Source organism: Mycolicibacterium brumae, from assembly GCF_025215495.1.
Taxonomy (GTDB): domain Bacteria; phylum Actinomycetota; class Actinomycetes; order Mycobacteriales; family Mycobacteriaceae; genus Mycobacterium; species Mycobacterium brumae.
The window spans coordinates 3,828,979-3,846,395 of record NZ_CP104302.1 but is presented as its reverse complement, the minus strand read 5'-3'; the positions used below and the strand labels follow the sequence as shown (position 1 = coordinate 3,846,395).

Annotated in this window: 11 protein-coding genes; 8 read left to right on the top strand and 3 right to left on the bottom strand. The window is 70.9% G+C overall.

The window, feature by feature from the left end; all coding sequences use genetic code 11:
• Positions 1-24 precede the first annotated feature (24 nt).
• Genes L2Z93_RS18650 through L2Z93_RS18635 form a run of 4 tightly spaced genes read left to right on the top strand, consistent with a single transcriptional unit; the run spans position 25 to position 4,290 of the window.
• Complete coding sequence (locus tag L2Z93_RS18650; protein ID WP_090587793.1) at positions 25-1,323, top strand: hydroxyacid-oxoacid transhydrogenase; 1,299 nt, start codon at positions 25-27, stop codon at positions 1,321-1,323.
• A gap of 5 nt (positions 1,324-1,328) precedes the next feature.
• Positions 1,329-1,754 (top strand): acyl-CoA thioesterase, encoded by a 426-nt coding sequence (locus tag L2Z93_RS18645; RefSeq protein ID WP_090587919.1) that lies wholly within the window; start codon positions 1,329-1,331, stop codon positions 1,752-1,754.
• On the top strand, positions 1,751-3,100 hold the full coding sequence (locus tag L2Z93_RS18640) for an FAD-linked oxidoreductase, L-gulonolactone oxidase family (protein ID WP_090587795.1): 1,350 nt from the start codon (positions 1,751-1,753) through the stop codon (positions 3,098-3,100). The genes L2Z93_RS18645 and L2Z93_RS18640 overlap by 4 nt, the downstream gene beginning before the upstream one ends.
• On the top strand, positions 3,097-4,290 hold the full coding sequence (locus L2Z93_RS18635) for an amino acid deaminase/aldolase (RefSeq protein WP_090587798.1): 1,194 nt from the start codon (positions 3,097-3,099) through the stop codon (positions 4,288-4,290). Before L2Z93_RS18640 ends, L2Z93_RS18635 begins: the two co-directional genes overlap by 4 nt.
• A gap of 1 nt (position 4,291) precedes the next feature.
• Here the strand turns inward: L2Z93_RS18635 and L2Z93_RS18630 are convergent, their stop codons facing one another.
• Complete coding sequence (locus tag L2Z93_RS18630) at positions 4,292-5,239, bottom strand: carbohydrate kinase family protein (protein ID WP_090587801.1); 948 nt, start codon at positions 5,237-5,239, stop codon at positions 4,292-4,294.
• Positions 5,239-6,627 (bottom strand): sugar porter family MFS transporter, encoded by a 1,389-nt coding sequence (locus L2Z93_RS18625; protein ID WP_090587804.1) that lies wholly within the window; start codon positions 6,625-6,627, stop codon positions 5,239-5,241. The genes L2Z93_RS18630 and L2Z93_RS18625 overlap by 1 nt, the downstream gene beginning before the upstream one ends.
• A gap of 138 nt (positions 6,628-6,765) precedes the next feature.
• On the opposite strand from L2Z93_RS18625, the gene L2Z93_RS18620 reads away from it, so the two are divergent.
• From L2Z93_RS18620 to hrpA, 3 genes are read left to right on the top strand one after another with little or no spacing between them, the layout of a single operon-like run.
• Positions 6,766-9,324 (top strand): ABC transporter ATP-binding protein/permease, encoded by a 2,559-nt coding sequence (locus L2Z93_RS18620; RefSeq protein ID WP_090587922.1) that lies wholly within the window; start codon positions 6,766-6,768, stop codon positions 9,322-9,324.
• Complete coding sequence (locus L2Z93_RS18615) at positions 9,321-11,048, top strand: ABC transporter ATP-binding protein (RefSeq protein ID WP_090587807.1); 1,728 nt, start codon at positions 9,321-9,323, stop codon at positions 11,046-11,048. The genes L2Z93_RS18620 and L2Z93_RS18615 overlap by 4 nt, the downstream gene beginning before the upstream one ends.
• 18 nt (positions 11,049-11,066) lie before the next feature.
• Positions 11,067-15,059, top strand: coding sequence for an ATP-dependent RNA helicase HrpA (hrpA, locus tag L2Z93_RS18610; RefSeq protein ID WP_090587810.1), 3,993 nt, complete (start codon positions 11,067-11,069; stop codon positions 15,057-15,059).
• On the opposite strand, the gene lipE is transcribed toward hrpA, so the two are convergent.
• Positions 15,049-16,287 (bottom strand): lipase LipE, encoded by a 1,239-nt coding sequence (gene lipE / locus L2Z93_RS18605; RefSeq protein WP_090587812.1) that lies wholly within the window; start codon positions 16,285-16,287, stop codon positions 15,049-15,051. The genes hrpA and lipE overlap by 11 nt on opposite strands.
• A gap of 135 nt (positions 16,288-16,422) precedes the next feature.
• Here lipE and L2Z93_RS18600 point away from each other — a divergent pair, with 135 nt between their 5' ends.
• Positions 16,423-17,271, top strand: a complete 849-nt coding sequence (locus L2Z93_RS18600) for a rhomboid family intramembrane serine protease (RefSeq protein WP_090587814.1) — start codon at positions 16,423-16,425, stop codon at positions 17,269-17,271.
• Positions 17,272-17,417: the final 146 nt, after the last annotated feature.

Here is a 17,417-nt window from a genome sequence, read left to right as displayed (position 1 = left end):
GCCGGCAATTAGAGTGGACCCGCTATGAGCTGCTGCCACATCGAGGGCGGGGACACCGCGTTCACCGTCGACGCCTCGCGGATCACCTTCGGCCGAGGCTGCGTCGCCGAACTGGGGCCCCGGGCCCGCTCGCACGGCATGAACCGGGTGGCGCTGTTCACCGACCGGCGGGTGGCCGATCTGCCGTTGTTCGCCGCGGCCCGCGAGTCGCTGCTGGCCGCCGGGCTGGACGTCGTCGTCTACGACGACGTGCACGTCGAACCCACCGACGAGTCGTTCCGGGCCGCCATTGAGTTCGCCGGCCAGGCGCGCGCCGACGGGTACGTCTCGATCGGTGGCGGCTCGGTGATCGACACCGCCAAGGCCGCCAACCTCTACATCAGCCACCCGGCGGACTTCCTCGACTACGTCAACGCCCCGGTCGGGAACGGCAAGCCGGTGCCCGGGCCGCTGGCCCCGCACATTGCCTGCCCGACGACGTCGGGGACCGGCAGCGAGGTCACCGGCATCGCGGTGTTCGACCTGCTGTCGATGGCGGCCAAGACCGGGATTGCCTCCCCGGCGCTTCGCCCCACCGAGGCGCTGATCGACCCGGCCGCCACCGACACGCTGCCCGCGCAGGTGGTGGCCTGCAGCGGCCTGGACGTGCTGTCGCACGCGCTGGAGTCCTACACCGCCCGGCCGTATACGGCTCGCCCGGTCGCCTCGCCGCCGCACGCTCGCCCGATGAGCCAGGGCGCGAACCCGTGGAGCGACTTCGGCAGCCGGGAGGCGATGCGACTGCTCGGGCTGTACCTGCGGCGCGCGGTCGCCGACAGCGCCGACGCGGAGGCCCGCGAGCAGACCATGTGGGCGGCCACGCTGGCCGGGATCGCGTTCGGCAACGCCGGTGTGCACATTCCGCACGCGATGGCCTACGCGGTGGCCGGCCAGGTGCGCGACTTCGCGCCCGCGGGCTACCCGGAGGGGGAGCCGATGGTGCCGCACGGGATGGCGGTGATCGTCAACGCGCCGGCCGTTTTTCGCACCACCGCGGCCGTCGATCCGCAGCGCCACCTCGACGCCGCCCGGCTGCTGTCCGGGAACCCGGCACTGGACGCGGCGCCCGCGGAGGCCGGTGAGGCGCTGGCCGGCGAGCTGATCTCCGTCATCCGGGCGGTCGGCATGCCCAACGGGCTCGGCGAGCTCGGCTATGCCGAAAACGACTGCGCCGCACTGGTGGACGGCACCTGGCGGCAGCAACGTCTGCTGCAGAACGCCCCGACACCGGTGTCGCGGGAGGATCTGGCCGAATTGTTCTCCGCCGCACAGGGATATTGGTGACCGTGATGACGACGACTGCGGACTACCGCTACTTCCTGCCGATCACCACCCGGTGGATGGACAACGATGTCTACGGCCACGTCAACAATGTCACCTACTACAGCTACTTCGACACGGTCGCCAACCACTACCTGATCGCCGAGGGCGGGCTGGACATTCACGGTTCGCCGGTGATCGGACTGGTCGTCGAGTCCAAGTGTTCGTATCACGCGCCGGTGGCCTACCCGGACGAGTTGCGGGCCGGCCTGCGGGTGGACCGGCTGGGCAATCGATCGGTCACCTACGGCATCGCGATCTTCACCTCCGACGGTGAAACCGCCGCCGCCAGTGGATATTTCACACACGTCTTCGTCGACCGCGAAACCCGGCGGGCCACCCCCATCCCCGATCGGATGCGGGCGGCGCTGGAGCGTATCCGGGTGGGCGAATGACCGACGATTCACCTGCCTGGCGGAACTGGAGCGGCCGGCTCAGCGCCGAGGCGGCGCGGGTGGCGCGCCCGTCGAGCACCGACGAGGTCGCCGAGGCCATCACGAGCGCCGCCGCCGACGGACTGCGCGTCAAGGCGGCGGGGTCCGGCCACTCGTTCAGCGAGATCGCCTCACCGGCCGGGGCGGTGTCGCTGCGGCTGGACCGGATGGACCGGGTGCTCGAGGTGGACGCTGACACCGGACGGGTCAGGGTGCAGGGTGGTATCCCGCTGCACCAGCTCAATCCGGAACTGCAGCGCCACGGCCTGGCCATGGCGAACCTCGGCGATATCGACCGGCAGACCATCACCGGCGCCACCGCCACCGGAACCCATGGCACCGGCGCGCGGTTCGGCAGCCTGTCCACCCAGATCGCCGGCCTGACCATCGTGGCGGCCGACGGCACGGTGAAAAACTGCTCCGCGCAAGAGAACCCGGAGTTGTTCACCGCCGCCCGGGTGGGCCTGGGCGCGCTCGGCGTCGTCACCGAGGTCACCCTGCAATGCGTGCCGGCCTTCCCGCTGCACTCCCGCGAGGTTTCGCTCCCGCTGGAGCGGTTGCTCGACGAACTCGACGGGCTCGTCGCGAGCAACGACCACTTCGAGTTCTTCTGGTTCCCGCACACCCGCACCGCGATCACCCGGCGCTGGAACCAAATGCCAGCCGACACCGCGCTGCGCCCGGTGAGCGACCGCCGTAAGGCACTGGGCGAAGCGTTCGAAACCGTCGCCGGCAACGCGCTGTTCACGCTGGCCTCGGCGCTGCCGCAGTTGACCCCGACCATCACGCGGGGAGTCTCGCAGTTGTTCGCCGGGCCGGAACAGATCGACGTGTCGCACAAGGTGTTCGCGTCCCGGCGCGACATCCGCTTCAACGAGGGCGAGTACGGCGTGCCGCGCGACAACATCGTGGCGGTGCTGCGCGAGATCGTGGATTGGATCCGGACCTCCGACGAGAAGGTGACCTTCCCGCTGGAGGTCCGCTTCGTCGCGCCCGACGACATCCCATTGTCTCCGAGCTATCAGCGGCCCAGCGCCTACGTGGCTTTCCACCAATACCACCGGATGGGTTACCGACGGTTCTTCGACGGTATGGAGGACATCCTCGGCGCGGCGGCCGGGCGTCCGCACTGGGGCAAGATGCATCGCCTGGACGCCGCCGCGCTGCGGCCCCGCTACCCACGCTTCGACGAATTCGTCGCGCTGCGTGACCAACTCGACCCGACCGGCGTGTTCGCGAACGCCTACCTGGACCGGGTGATCGGCGTCGCCCCGCACGCCTCGCCGGTCGAGGAGAGACAGCGATGAGCACCGATGCCGCACGGTTCGACGCCTTCGAGCGCGCCACCGCCGGACTCGAACCCCCGCTGGGGGTGATCGACCTGGCCGCGCTGCGCGCCAACGCCGCCGATATGGTCCGCCGCGCCGGGGGCAAGCCGATCCGGTTGGCCAGCAAGTCGATTCGCGCCCGCGCCATCCTGCGTATGGTCCATGAGATGCCCGGGTTCGCCGGCGTGCTGGCCTTCACGCTCCCCGAAGCGCATTGGCTGGCAACCGAATTCGACGATGTGCTGGTCGCCTACCCGAGCACGGACCGCGACGCGCTACGCGCCCTGGCCCGCGACGAACAGGCCGCCGCGCGGATCACCGTGATGATCGACAGCGCCGAGCACCTCGACTTCATCACCGCGGCCGTCGGCGCCGGCGGACACCCGGTGCGGATCTGCCTGGACATCGACGCCTCGCTGCGGGTCGGCGCCCGGGTGCACCTGGGCATGCGCCGGTCCCCGCTGCACAGCGTCGTGCAGGTCCGGGCGCTGGCCCGGCGGACAGCCGACACCCCCGGGGTGCGGCTGGTCGGCCTGATGTCCTATGAGGGCCACATCGCCGGCGTCGGGGACGACGCGCCCGGATCTGTGTTGCGGCGCACCGCGATCCGGGCCATGCAACGCGTCTCCATCGCCGAACTGCGCCGCCGCCGCGACGCCATCGTCACCGCGGTCCGCGCCATCGCGCCGCTGGAGTTCGTCAACGGCGGTGGCACCGGCAGCCTGGAGACCACGGCCGCGGAGTCCGCGATCACCGAGCTGGGCGCCGGCTCCGGCCTGTATGCGCCGACGCTGTTCGACACCTACCGGTCCTTCCACCCGACACCGGCCGCCTACTTCGCGCTGGCGGTGGATCGCAGGCCGGCGCCGGACATCGCGACCGTGCTGGGCGGCGGCTGGATAGCTTCCGGGGTGCCGGGCCCGGACCGCGCCCCGAGGCCGGTGTGGCCGCCGGGGCTGGCGCTGATCGGGACCGAGGGCGCGGGGGAGGTGCAGACCCCGGTGCGGGGGGAGTCGGCGCGCGGACTGCGGCTCGGCGACCGGGTCTGGTTCCGGCACACCAAGGCCGGCGAACTGTGTGAGCGCCTCGACGCGCTGGCGCTGATCGACGGTGACGCCGTCGTCGACACCATCCCCACCTACCGCGGTGAGGGTAAGACCTTCGTCTAGCTCAGAGCAGCTGCGGGTCCGCCGCGTGCATGGCGTTGACCTCGTCGATCGTCGGCGCATAGGCGCCGTGATTGCTCACCGTGATCGCGCTGGTGATCACCGCGCGATGCAGCGCGGGCTGCACCGCCGACCAGCCCGCGGCGGCCAGGCGCCCCCGGGCTTCCAGGGATCCGAGCAGGCCGGCGTCGAGCAGCCCGGAGATCATCCCGGCCATGAACGAGTCCCCGGCGCCCACCGAATCGGCCACCTCGACCCGCAGCTGATCCAGGTGCAGCATGTCGCGGTTGGACTTCAGCAGCGCGTACGCGCCCCACGGCCCGCGGGTGATCACCACCATCGACGGCCCGGAGTTCACCCACCGCCGCATGATGTCCTCGACCGGGGTGCCCGGGTACAGCCACTCCAGGTCCTCGTCGCTGGCCTTCACCACATCGGAGGCGCTGATCATGTTCTCGATCCGGTCCACCACGGCCTCGGGTTGGCGCATCAGCGCCGGGCGCACGTTCGGGTCGTAGGACACGGTGCCGTAGTTGCGCATCCGGCGGGTCAACTCCAGCACCTCGGCGCCGCCAGGCTCTAGCGTCGCGGCGATGCTGCCGGTGTGCAGGTGGCCGAACTGCGTCAGGTCCGGTGGCTCCGGCACCGCCCAGGTCATCGCGAACTCGTAGGTGGCGTGCCCGACCTCATCGAGATGGGCGTAGGCCACCGGTGATTTCGGCGCCGACTCGGTGCCCGGGGTGAGCGTGACGCCGGCGCGGCGGGTCCAATCCGAGAGCATCCGGCCGTGGTCGTCATCGCCCCAGTACGCGCACAGGCTGGCCTTGCGGCCCAGCGCCGCCAACCCGACGGCGACATTGAGCAGGCTGCCGCCGACGTGCTCCACCGCCGAGTCGGGGCGGATGACGACATCGATCAACGCCTCGCCGAGGCTGAGCACCCGGTCGCTCATCAGCGCACTCCTCGCACCGGAAGGGGTTCGGCGAGGCCGAGTTTGGCCTCCATCTCCTCAAGCGGCACGCCCTTGGTTTCCGGCATGACCTTTAGCACCCAGATCAGCTGGCCGATCATGGCGATGAAGAAGATGCTGAACGCCACCCCGCCGCCGAGCGCGGTGATGATCGGCGGGAACGCGAACGAGGTGATCGCGGCGAACACCCAGTGCGTCAGGCTGCCGAGCGACTGGCCGCGGCCGCGGATCCGGTTCGGGAAGATCTCGGAGATGAACACCCAGATCACCGAGCCCTGACCGAAGGCGTGCGCGGCGATGAACAACATCAGACCGCCCAGCACCAGAATCGACGAGGTGGTGGTGAACTCGCCGCCCTTGGCGTCCTCGTAGTAGAACATCACCCCGGCCAGGAAGCCGAGCGAGAGCAGATAGCCCACCGAGCCGACGATCATGAGTTTTCGTCGGCCGATCTTGTCGATGACGGTCAGCGCGGCCATGGTTGCGACCAGGTTCATCAGACCCACGCCGATGCTCATCAAGAACGCCGAGCTGGTGCTCGCGCCGGCCTGCTCCATGACCCGCGGCGCGTAGTACAGGATCGCGTTGATGCCGGACATCTGGTTGAAGAACGCGATGGCGACAGCCAGCATGATGACCTTGCGGTGCTGGCGGGTGAAGAACGGCACCGAGGCCGCGTTCTGCGCCTCCGACAGTGACTCCCGGATCTCGGTCATCACCGCGTCGGACTCTTCCTGGCTGCGGCACAGCCGGCGGCTGGTTTCGGCGGCCTTCTCCCACTGGCCGTTGGCGGCGAGCCAGCGCGGAGTCTCCGGCACCGTCGGCAGCAGCAGCAGGAAGATCACCGACGGCACCAGCATCACGCCGAGCATCCAGCGCCAGGCGTGGTCGCTGTCGACCAGTTCGCGGATGACGGTGTTGGACGCGTAGGCGACCAGGATGCCGAGCACGATGTTGAACTGGACCAGGCCGACCAACCGGCCGCGATGCGCGGGCGGCGCCACCTCGGCGGTGTAGATCGGGGCGCAGACGCTGGACGCGCCGACGCCCAGGCCGCCGATGAACCGGAACAGCATCAGCATCTCGACGTTGACGGCGAAAGCCGTTCCCAGCGAGCAGATCACGTACAGAATGCCGATCGCGTACAGCATCTTCTTGCGGCCGTACTTGTCGGCGGGCCGCCCGGCGATCAGCGCGCCGATGATGGTGCCGATCAGCGCAGTCGTCACGGTGAAGCCGAGCATGGTGGCGCTCAGCCCGAAGACGTGCTGGATCTGTTTCTCGGCGCCGGATATCACCGCGGTGTCGAAGCCGAAGATGAGTCCGCCGATGGCGGCGACGATCGCACTGCGGACGACGAGGGCATTCATAGCAGTAGAAGGTAGGTTGCCCGAACGGGGCGTCGTGGCGGATTGGACAAGTCACCCGCGAGTGAACCCGCAGGGTGTGCGCGGCCGTCGAAAGCCAAGCAAGGCTAACCTCATCAATGACGGATGGGAGGATCGCCGATGGCACGCGGGCTACAGGGCGCTCTGCTGCGCGGATTCGGCGCCCGGGACCACATCGCGACGGTCACCGGGACCGAACTGCTGACACCGAATTTTCTGCGGATCCGGCTGACCAGCCCGACGGTTTTCAACGACCTCGACGCCCAGCCGACGGCCTGGCTGCGGTTCTGGTTCCCCGACCCGGACGGCTCCGACACCGAGTTTCAGCGCGCCTACACCCTCAGCGAAGCCGACCCGGAATCCGGCGACTTCGCCATCGACGTGGTGCTGCACGACCCGGCCGGACCGGCCTCGCTGTGGGCGCGTTCGGCCGGCCCCGGCGACCAGATCGCGGTGATGGCGATGGGCTCGGTCGGATTCCACGTCACCGAGGAACCGCCGGCCGGCTATCTGCTCGTCGGCGACGCGGCCTCCACCCCGGCGATCAACGGCATCATCGGCGCGGTGCCGTCGGATATCCCGATCGAGTGCTACCTGGAAACCCACCACGACGACGACCTGCTCATCCCGATCGCCGAGCACCCCCGGCTGCGGGTGCACCGCGTCCCCCGCGCGGACACCACCTCGTTGGCGACGGCCGTCGAATCCCGCGACTGGTCCAACTGGTACGCCTGGGTGGGCTGCGAGACGGGTTCGCTCAAGCATCTGCGCAACCGGCTGAGAGGCGAGTTCGGCTTCCCCAAATCCGAAATGCACGCGCAGGCCTACTGGATCTTCGGCTGCGGGATGGGCAGCTGGAGGGTGCCGGAGAGCACCGACGAACCGGAGCAGACGCCCGAGGTCGTCGCGGCGCCCCAGGCCCAGGGCAGCTGGCGCGCCCAGGGCGCCGGCCAGTTGCTGGCGCCGCTGCGCACCCCGCTGATCGTGTCCGGGGTGCTGCAGGCGCTGGTCACCCTGGCCCAGCTGGCGCCGTACGTGCTGCTGGTCGAACTGGCCCGGCTGCTGCTGGCCGGCGCGGAACCGGACCGGCTCAAGAGCCTCGGCCTGGCGGCCATTGTGCTGCTCGGCGTCGGAACGACGCTGGGCGCCGCGCTGACCCTGTGGCTGCATGTGATCGACGCCCGGTTCGCCCGCGACCTGCGCGGCCGGCTGTTGGACAAGATGTCCCGCCTGCCGCTGGGCTGGTTCATCGCCCGCGGCTCCGGCTCGGTCAAACAGCACGTCGCCGACGACCCGCTGGCGCTGCATTACCTGGTCACCCACGCGGTCCCCGACGCGGTGAACGCCGTCGTCGCGCCCGTCGCGGTCCTGGTCTACCTGTTCGTGGTGGATTGGCGGCTGGCGCTGGCGCTGCTGATCCCGGTGATCGGCTACATCCTGTTGATGCTGAGCATGGCGGCGTCCTCAGGCCCGAAGGTGCTGGCCTCGCAGCGCTGGGCGGAGCGGATGAGCGGCGAAGCGGCGGGCTATCTCGACGGCCAGCCGGTGGTCCGGATCTTCGGCGGCGCCGCGGCCTCCGGGTTCCGCCGCCGGCTCGACGAGTACCTGGAATTCCTGGTCGACTGGCAGCAGCCGTTCGTCGCCAAGAAGACGCTGATGGACCTGGTCACCCGGCCCTCGACGTTCCTGTGGCTGATCACCGCGCTGGGCACCTGGTTGATCGTCAGCGGCCGGATGGACCCGGTCGATCTGCTGCCGTTCCTGTTCCTGGGCGCCACCTTCGGCGCCCGGCTGCTCGGCATCGGCTACGGGATCAGCGGGATCAGCGGTGGCGTGCAAGCCGCCCGCCGGATCCAGAACACCCTCGATGAGACCGACCTGGCCACCCGGGAGAGCTCGGGCGCCGACGCCGCGGGCGGCCGGGACGTCGTGTTCGACAATGTCACCTTCGGCTACCGGCCCGGCGTCCCGGTCATCCGCGATGTGAACCTCACCCTGGCCCCCGGCACCGTCACCGCCCTGGTCGGGCCGTCCGGATCCGGCAAGTCCACCCTGGCCGCGTTGCTGGCCCGGTTCTACGACGTGCAGTCCGGCGCCATCCGAATCGGCGGCGTCGACATCGCCGAACTCGACGCCGACGAGCTGTACCGGCGCGTCGGGTTTGTGCTGCAGGACCCGCAGCTGGTGCGCGGCACCGTCGCCGAGAACATCGCGCTGGCCGACCCGCAGGCCGGCACCGAACGGATCATGCAGGCCGCCCGCGACGCCCAGATCCACGACCGGATCACGGCGCTGCCGGAGGGCTACGGCACCGTGCTCGGGCCGGACGCCGCGCTGTCCGGCGGCGAGAAGCAGCGGCTCACCATCGCCCGCGCCATCCTGGCCGACACCGACGTCCTGATCCTCGACGAGGCCACCGCCTTCGCCGACCCGGAATCCGAATACCAGGTGCAGCAGGCGCTGAACCGGCTCACCGCCGACCGCACCGTGCTCGTCATCGCGCACCGGTTGCACACCATCACCGGCGCGGACAACATCGTCGTCCTCGACGACGGGGCCATCGCCGAATCCGGGACGCACAGCGAACTGCTGGAGCGTGGCGGCAGGTACCGGGCGCTCTGGGACACCGGCGGTTTCGCCCACGCCGGCGCCGCGTCGTCGCAGGGAGAGACCCGATGATCCGCACCCTGTTCGCGCTGATGGACCCCGAAACCCGCCGGCGCTTCACCGGCTACCTCGCGTTGAGCGTGCTCTCGGTGCTGCTGCGCGCGGCGGCCACCGTGCTGCTGGTGCCGCTGGTGGCCGCGCTGTTCGGTGAGCATCCCGCCGACGCGCTGGTCTGGCTGGGCTGGCTGACCGCCGCGACGCTGGCCGGCTGGCTGATCGACGGCGTCTGCGCCCGGATCGGGTTCGCCATCGGCTTCGGCGTGCTCGACCACAGCCAGCGCGACCTGGCCGACCGGCTGCCCACCGTGGCGCTGCCCTGGTTCGACGCCGACAACACCGCCGCCACCCGCGCCGCGATCGCCTCCACCGGACCGGAGCTGGTCGGGCTGGTGGTGTACCTGCTGACCCCGCTGGTCGGGGCGATCCTGCTGCCGGCCGCCATCGCGGTGGCCCTGCTGACGGTGTCGGTCCCGGTGGCGCTCGCGGCGCTGGCCGGGGTGGCGCTGCTGCTGGCCGCCATGTGGGCGTCGACCCGGCTCAGCCGAAACGCCGACAAACTTGCCGAGCAGACCAACACCGAACTCACCGAGCGCATCATCGAATTCGCCCGCACCCAGCAGGCGCTGCGCGCCGCGCGCCGGGTCGGCGCCGAACGCAGCCTGGCCGGCGCCGCCCTGGACGCCCAGCACGGCGCCACGGTGCGGCTGCTGGCCATGCAGGTGCCCGGCCAGGTGCTGTTCAGCATCGCCACCCAGATCGCGCTGATCGGATTCGCCGGCATCGCCAGCGTGCTGACCGTGCGCGGCGTCATCAGCGCGCCGGAGGCCATCGCGCTGATCGTGGTGCTGGTCCGCTACCTGGAACCGTTCACCACGCTGAGCGAACTGTCCCCGGCCATCGAGACCTCGCGGGCCACCCTGGCCCGCATCCAGACGGTGCTGGACGCGCCGCGACTCACCGCGGGGACGGCCACGCTGCCCGACGGGATCGCCGCGCCGCGCATCGAGCTGCGCGACGTGTCGTTCGGTTACGGCGGCCCGGCGGTGATCGATCGGCTGAACCTCACCCTGGAACCCGGGACGACGACGGCGATCGTCGGCCCGTCCGGGTCCGGCAAGAGCACCATCCTGGCGCTGATCGCCGGCCTGTGCCAACCCGAATCCGGGCAGGTGCTGATCGACGGCGTCGACCTGGCCGAGATGGACCCGGACTCCCGGCGCGCGGCGATCAGCATGGTGTTCCAGCACTCCTACCTGTTCGACGGGACCATCGCCGAGAACGTCACCGTCGGCGCCCCGGCGGCGTCGGCCGACCAGGTGGCCGGCGCGCTGCGGCTGGCCCGCGTCGACGAGCTGACGGCCCGGCTGCCCGACGGCGTGGACAGCGCGGTCGGCGAGGCCGGGACCGGGCTCTCCGGCGGGGAGCGGCAGCGGGTCGGCATCGCCCGGGCGCTGCTCAAACCCGCGCCGGTGCTGCTGGTCGATGAGGCGACCAGCGCGCTCGACACCGAGAACGAGGCCGCCGTGGTCGCCGCGCTGACCGCCGACGAGCGCGACCGCACCCGGGTGATCGTCGCGCACCGGTTGGCCAGCATCAGCGGCGCGGACCGGGTGGTGTTCGTCGAAGGCGGCCGCATCGTCGAAGACGGCGGCGTGGAGGAATTGCGCACCGCCGGTGGACGATTCGCCCGGTTCTGGGATCAGCGCCGCGCAGCCGCGGACTGGCAGCTGCGTTAACCCGCTATCGTTGCGACGGTGTCCGAACCGTCGCCCGAACAGCTGCGTGACCTGCGGCGGCGTCTCGACGGCCTGACCCTGGCCGACGCCGCCCGGTTGCGCCGACGGCTGCGCGGCCTGCGCGATCCCAGCCCTGAGCAGCTGGCGAAACTCGGCGAGCAGATCGCCATCGGCGAAGCCCGGCTGGCCGCCCGCGCCGCGGCGGTCCCGGTCATCGAGTACCCGGACCTGCCGGTCAGCGCGTTCCGCGACGAGATCGCCGCCGCGGTGAAGGCCAACCAGGTGCTGGTGGTGGCCGGGGAGACCGGCTCCGGCAAGACCACCCAGCTGCCCAAGATCTGCCTGGACATCGGCCGCGGCGTGCGCGGCATGATCGGGCACACCCAACCGCGCCGGCTGGCCGCCCGCACCGTCGCCCAGCGCATCGCCGACGAACTGCACACCCCGCTCGGCGACGCGGTCGGCTACACCGTGCGCTTCACCGACCGGGCATCGGATGCCACCCTGGTCAAACTGATGACCGACGGCATCCTGCTCGCCGAGATCCAGCGCGACCGCCGGCTGACCCGCTACGACACGCTGATCCTCGACGAGGCGCACGAACGCAGCCTCAACATCGACTTCCTGATCGGCTACCTGCGCGAGCTGCTGCCGCGCCGGCCCGACCTGAAACTCATCATCACCTCGGCGACCATCGAGCCGGCGCGGTTCGCCGCGCACTTCGCCGGGCCGGACGGTCCGGCCCCGATCATCGAGGTGTCCGGCCGCACCTACCCGGTCGACATCCGGTACCGCCCACTGGAAGTGGCGGTCGGGCCGGAAACCGCCGACGCTGACGACGCCGATGACCCCGATCACGAGGTCGTCCGCACCGAGCTGCGCGACCAGACCGAGGCCATCATCGACGCGGTGGCCGAGCTCGAAGACGAACCGGCCGGCGACGTGCTGGTCTTCCTGTCCGGCGAACGCGAGATCCGTGACACCGCCGAGGCGCTGCGAACCGCGTTGGCGGACAGGACATTCCCGGTCGAGGTGCTTCCGCTGTACGCCCGGCTGCCCACCGCTGAGCAGCAGAAGGTGTTCGCGCCGCACAGCAATCGCCGGGTGGTGCTGGCCACCAACGTCGCCGAAACCTCGCTGACCGTCCCCGGCATCCGCTACGTGGTGGACCCGGGCGCCGCCCGGATCTCCCGATACAGCCGGCGCACCAAGGTGCAGCGGCTGCCGATCGAACCGATCTCGCAGGCCTCGGCCAACCAGCGGGCCGGCCGGGCCGGGCGCACCGCGCCGGGCGTGTGCATCCGGCTGTACGCGGAAGAGGACTTCGACACCCGGCCCGAACACACCGACCCGGAGATCCTGCGCACCAACCTGGCCGCGGTGATGCTGCAGATGGCGGCGCTGGGTCTCGGCGACATCGCCGAGTTCGGCTTCCTCGACCCACCGGATGCCCGCAGCATCCGCGACGGCGCCGCGCTGCTGTCCGAACTCGGAGCGCTCGATGACAACGGGAAGATCACCGAACTGGGCCGGCGACTGGCCCGGCTGCCGATCGACCCGCGGCTCGGCCGGATGATCCTGGCAGCCGACGAACTCGGTTGTGTCGCAGAGGTTCTGGTCATCGTCGCGGCGCTGGCAATACCCGACCCGCGGGAGCGGCCGGCGGACAAGGAGGAGGCCGCCCGCGCCAAGCACGCGCGGTTCGCCGACCCCGACTCGGACTTCATCGGCTTCCTGAACCTGTGGAACTACCTCGGCGATCAACGGGATCAGCGCTCCGGCAGCTCGTTTCGGCGGATGTGCCGAGAGGACTTCCTGCACTATCTGCGGATCCGGGAATGGCAGGACCTGGTCGGCCAACTGCGCAGCATCGCCCGCGACATCGGCATCCGCGCCGACGACGCCGCCACGCCGGACCCGCAGCGCATCCACGCCGCGCTGACCACCGGACTGCTGTCCCATATCGGGCTGCGCAACGACCGCGCCAACGACGCGAAGAAGGGCGCCCCCAGGGGCAGGGACCCGGAAACCAAGCGGCGCGGCGAAACCCGGGAGTACCTCGGGGCGCGCAACGCCAAGTTCGTGCTGGCGCCGGGCTCCGCGCTCACCAAACGCCCACCGCAATGGGTGGTGGTGGCCGAACTGGTCGAGACCGCCCGGCTGTACGGCCGGATCGCCGCGCGCGTCGACCCGACGTTGATCGAACGCGCCGCCGGCGACCTGGTCACCCGCACCCACAGCGAACCGCACTGGGACGCCAAACGCGGCGAGGTGATGGCCTTCGAGCGGGTGACGCTTTACGGGCTGCCGCTGGTCCCGCGGCGACGGGTGTCCTATGCCGGCGTGGACCCGGAATTGTGCCGGGAGCTATTCATTCGGCACGCGCTGACGCAGGGGGAGTGGCAGACCCGGCACCACTTCTTCGCCGACAACACCGCGCTGCGCGAAGACCTCGCCGAACTCGAGGACCGGGCACGGCGCCGCGACCTGCTCGCCGGCGACGACGAGGTGTACGCCTTCTACGACGCCCGGGTGCCCGCCGACGTGGTCTCGGCCTGGCATTTCGACGGCTGGTGGCGCAAGCAGCGCCACCGCACCCCGGACCTGCTGACCATGACCCGCGCCGACCTGCTGCGCGCCGAACCCGACACCGACCACCCGGACAATTGGAGCTCCGGGGACCTGCGGCTGCCGCTGAGCTACCGCTACGTTCCCGGCGACGCCGATGACGGCGTCACCGTGCACGTCCCGGTGCAGGTGCTGGCCCGCCTCGGCGGGGAGCAGTTCGCCTGGCAGGTCCCGGCGCTGCGACTGGAACTGATCACCGCGCTGCTCAAATCGCTGCCGAAAGACCTGCGCCGCAACTTCGTTCCCGCCCCGGACACTGCCCGCGCGGTGCTGGACACCCTGGACCCCGGCGACGGGTCGCTACTGGCGGCGCTCGCCGACGAGCTGCGACGGCGCTCCGGGGTCGTGGTCCCGGTGGACGCCTTCGACGCCGACAAGATCCCCGACCATCTGCGGCTCACCTTCGCGGTGCAGGGCGACGACGGCGCAGAGGTCGCCCGCGGCAAAGATCTCGCGGCGCTGCAGGAACAGCTGGCCGCCCCGGCGCGGCGCGCGGTCTCCGCCGCGCTGGCGCCCGGCCTGGCCCGCACCGGCCTCCGGGACTGGCCCGAGGACCTCGCGGAACTGCCCGCCGTCGTCGAGCAGGACAGCGGCGGGCACACGGTGCGCGGCTTCCCGGCGTTCGTCGACGCCGGCTCGGCGGTCGACATCCGGGTGTTCGCCACCCCGGGTGAACAGGCCGCCGCGATGCGGCCCGGCCTGCGCCGGCTGTTGCGCCTGACCGCCCCGTCACCGGCGAAAGCCGTTGAGCGGGGCCTGGATCCGGGCACCCGGCTGCTGCTGGGCAACAACCCGGACGGCTCGCTGGCGGCGCTGCTGGAGGACTGCGCCGACGCCGCCGTCGACGCGTTGGTCCCCACCGCGCCGCGCACCCGGGCCGAATTCGCCGCCGCCCGGACCCGGGTGGCATCCGGGCTCAGCGCGACCACGGCCGACATCGCCCGCCGCGTCAAGACGGTGCTGGCCGCCGCGCACACCTCCCGGGTGGGGCTGCCCGACAAACCCGGTCCGGCGCTGCGCGACGCCGTCGAGGACATCACCGCGCAACTCGACCAGCTGCTGCCGCCCGGCTTCGTGACCCGCGCCGGGGCGGCCCGGCTGGCTGACCTCACCCGCTATCTCACCGCGGTCGGCCGCCGGCTGGAGCGACTGCCGCAGGCGCCGGGCGCCGACCGCGAGCGGATGGACCGGGTGCACGCCGTCGAGGACGCCTACGACGAACTGCTGCAGTCGCTTTCGCCGCAGCGCGCCGCCGCCGCCGATGTCGCCGACATCGCGTTCCTGATCGAGGAACTGCGGGTGAGCCTGTGGGCGCAGCAGATTGGCACCTCCCGGCCGGTCAGCGAACAGCGGATCCGCAAGGCCATCGCGGCTATCCGCTGACCGGGATCTCCGCCGAAATCCGGTCCAACACAGCGGGGTAGCGCTTCGGCTCCGGGTTGGTCCCGGGTTTGCCGCTGCTCACGATCGCCGCCGACAGGCTGCGCGCCGGGTCCGCCCACACCGCGATGTCCACCAGCCCGGTGTGTCCGAACGCGCCCGCGGTGTCCCGGCCGAACGGCGCAAAGCGCTTGGCCCCCAACATGTAGCCGGTGCCCCAGCGCATCGGCTTGCCGCCGGTGGCGATGTCCGGGCGGAACCGGCGCACCGGCTCCACCGCCGCACGCAGAGTGTCCGGCCGCAGCACCTGCACCCCGTCGAGCTCCCCGCCTCGGCGCAGCAGCTCGGCGAACCGCGATAACTCGAACGCATTGGACACCGTCGACGACGACGGCACCACGCTGGTCAGAAACAGCGGCGTGTTGGTGTACGGGATCATCTCGTAGATGGTCCCGCCGATCGCCTTGCGGAACGCGGCCGCCATCAGCGGCGGCAGCGGCTTGCCGGTGGCGTGGCTCGGCGCGACCAACGCGACGTCGTCCGGCTCGACACCGTAATTCGACCAGCGGAAGCCCAGCGGGTCCAGGATCTCGGTGGCCAGGATCTCCCGGATCTCGCGGCCGGTCGCCGCCGAGACGATCTCCCGGATCAGCGGACCCCAGGTCAGACCGTGGTACATGTGCATCAGGCCGGGCCGGTACACCGGCCGCATCAGACCCAGCTGCTCGCGGGTGTAGGCGCTGTCGTTGACCCGCTCGACATCCGGGCGGGGGCCGAGGTGAATCGGCACGCCCGCGCTGTGGGTCATCACATGCCGGATAGTGGTGCGGTGCTTGCCATGGCTGGTGTAGCCGGGCAGGTAGTCGCACACCCGGTCGTCGAGGGAGAAATAGCCGCGCTCGACCAGCATGTGCACCACGGTCACCGAGATGGCTTTGGCGGCCGAGTACACGCAGAACGGCGTGTCCGGGGTGGCCAGGATCTTCTCCGCGTCCGGGGCGTCGTCGGGCGCGTTGCCCCAGCCGTGCCCGATCGAGCGGTTCAGGATCACCTCGCCGCGGTGCCGAAGACACACCTGAATGGCCGGGTGCATGCCGCCGGCGTACCAGTGCCGCACCGATTCCCAGATCCGGTCGGCCGCCGCCGGGCCCAGGCCAGACTGCTCCTCCGGGCCGACGGTGGTCACGGCGTCGAGGTCGGTGGGAACCCGGATGCGGCCGTCGGTACTCATTTGCTCGCTCCTCCGCAGGGCTCGTTCCTCGCCCCGCATCGTCGACTCGCGGTCGTCATGGGCCAACCCTACGACGACGCCCGCGCGGCCCGGATTCGGCCATCGGCGCTGGACGGGCGGCTATCTTGGACGGCGATGAGCACCCCTAACGGCCCGCAGCCGCCGGCCCCGCCCTGCTACCGGCATCCGAACCATCCCGCGCGGATCGGCTGCAACCGCTGCGGCCGGCCGATCTGCCCGGACTGCATGACCGCCGCCGCCGTCGGCCACCAGTGCCCGGACTGTGTGTCCGAGGGGCAACGGTCGGTGCGGCAGGTGCGCACGGCATTCGGCGGCCGGCCCACCGACGGCAAGCCGGTGCTCACCTACACCCTGATGGGCGCCTGCCTGCTGATGTACGTCGTGCAGCTGGTGGTCCCAGCCACCACCGAAGAGCTGGCCCTGTGGCCACCGGGGGTCGCGTTCTACGACCAGTGGTACCGGATGGTCACCTCGATGTTCCTGCACCACGGGGTGGTGCACCTGCTGTTCAACATGTACGCGCTGTTCATCGTCGGGCCGGCGCTGGAATCCTGGCTCGGCCGCACCCGCTACGGCATCCTGTACGGGCTCAGCGGCCTGGGCGGATCGGTGCTGGTCTACCTGTTGGCCTCGATGAACACCCTGACCGCGGGCGCGTCCGGCGCGATCTTCGGGCTGTTCGCCGCGACGTTCGTGGTGGGCAAGAAGCTCAAGCTCAACGTCGGCATGGTGGCCGGCCTGATCGTCGCCAACCTGGTGCTGACCTTCAGCTTCCCCGGCATCAGCTGGCAGGGCCACGTCGGCGGGCTCGTCACCGGCGCGCTGATCGCGCTGGGATACGCCTACGCCCGCCCGGCGAATCGGAACCTGGTGCAGTTCGGCGTGCCGATCGCGCTGTTCGCGGTGTTCGTCGCGCTGTGCTGGTGGCGGACCACCCAGCTGCTCGCGCTCTACGCCGCCTGATCGCCGAACTGCTCCCCGGCGGCACGTTTCCTTCTCGAGCGGCCAACCACGGTACGAGCGGCCAACTAGGAACACAACGGCCCAGGACCGCCCCCCGCGAGGCGGACGCCATGGAGCCCTCGTGCGTCAATTGGCCGTTCGCGGCG

Bases quoted from the DNA above. Each gene is read 5' to 3' on its own strand.
- L2Z93_RS18650 (WP_090587793.1), top strand. From the start codon at position 25: ATGAGCTGCTGCCACATCGAGGGCGGGGACACCGCGTTCACCGTCGAC.
- L2Z93_RS18645 (WP_090587919.1), top strand. From the start codon at position 1,329: ATGACGACGACTGCGGACTACCGCTACTTCCTGCCGATCACCACCCGG.
- L2Z93_RS18640 (WP_090587795.1), top strand. From the start codon at position 1,751: ATGACCGACGATTCACCTGCCTGGCGGAACTGGAGCGGCCGGCTCAGC.
- L2Z93_RS18635 (WP_090587798.1), top strand. From the start codon at position 3,097: ATGAGCACCGATGCCGCACGGTTCGACGCCTTCGAGCGCGCCACCGCC.
- L2Z93_RS18630 (WP_090587801.1), bottom strand. From the start codon at position 5,239: ATGAGCGACCGGGTGCTCAGCCTCGGCGAGGCGTTGATCGATGTCGTC.
- L2Z93_RS18625 (WP_090587804.1), bottom strand. From the start codon at position 6,627: ATGAATGCCCTCGTCGTCCGCAGTGCGATCGTCGCCGCCATCGGCGGA.
- L2Z93_RS18620 (WP_090587922.1), top strand. From the start codon at position 6,766: ATGGCACGCGGGCTACAGGGCGCTCTGCTGCGCGGATTCGGCGCCCGG.
- L2Z93_RS18615 (WP_090587807.1), top strand. From the start codon at position 9,321: ATGATCCGCACCCTGTTCGCGCTGATGGACCCCGAAACCCGCCGGCGC.
- lipE (WP_090587812.1), bottom strand. From the start codon at position 16,287: ATGAGTACCGACGGCCGCATCCGGGTTCCCACCGACCTCGACGCCGTG.
- L2Z93_RS18600 (WP_090587814.1), top strand. From the start codon at position 16,423: ATGAGCACCCCTAACGGCCCGCAGCCGCCGGCCCCGCCCTGCTACCGG.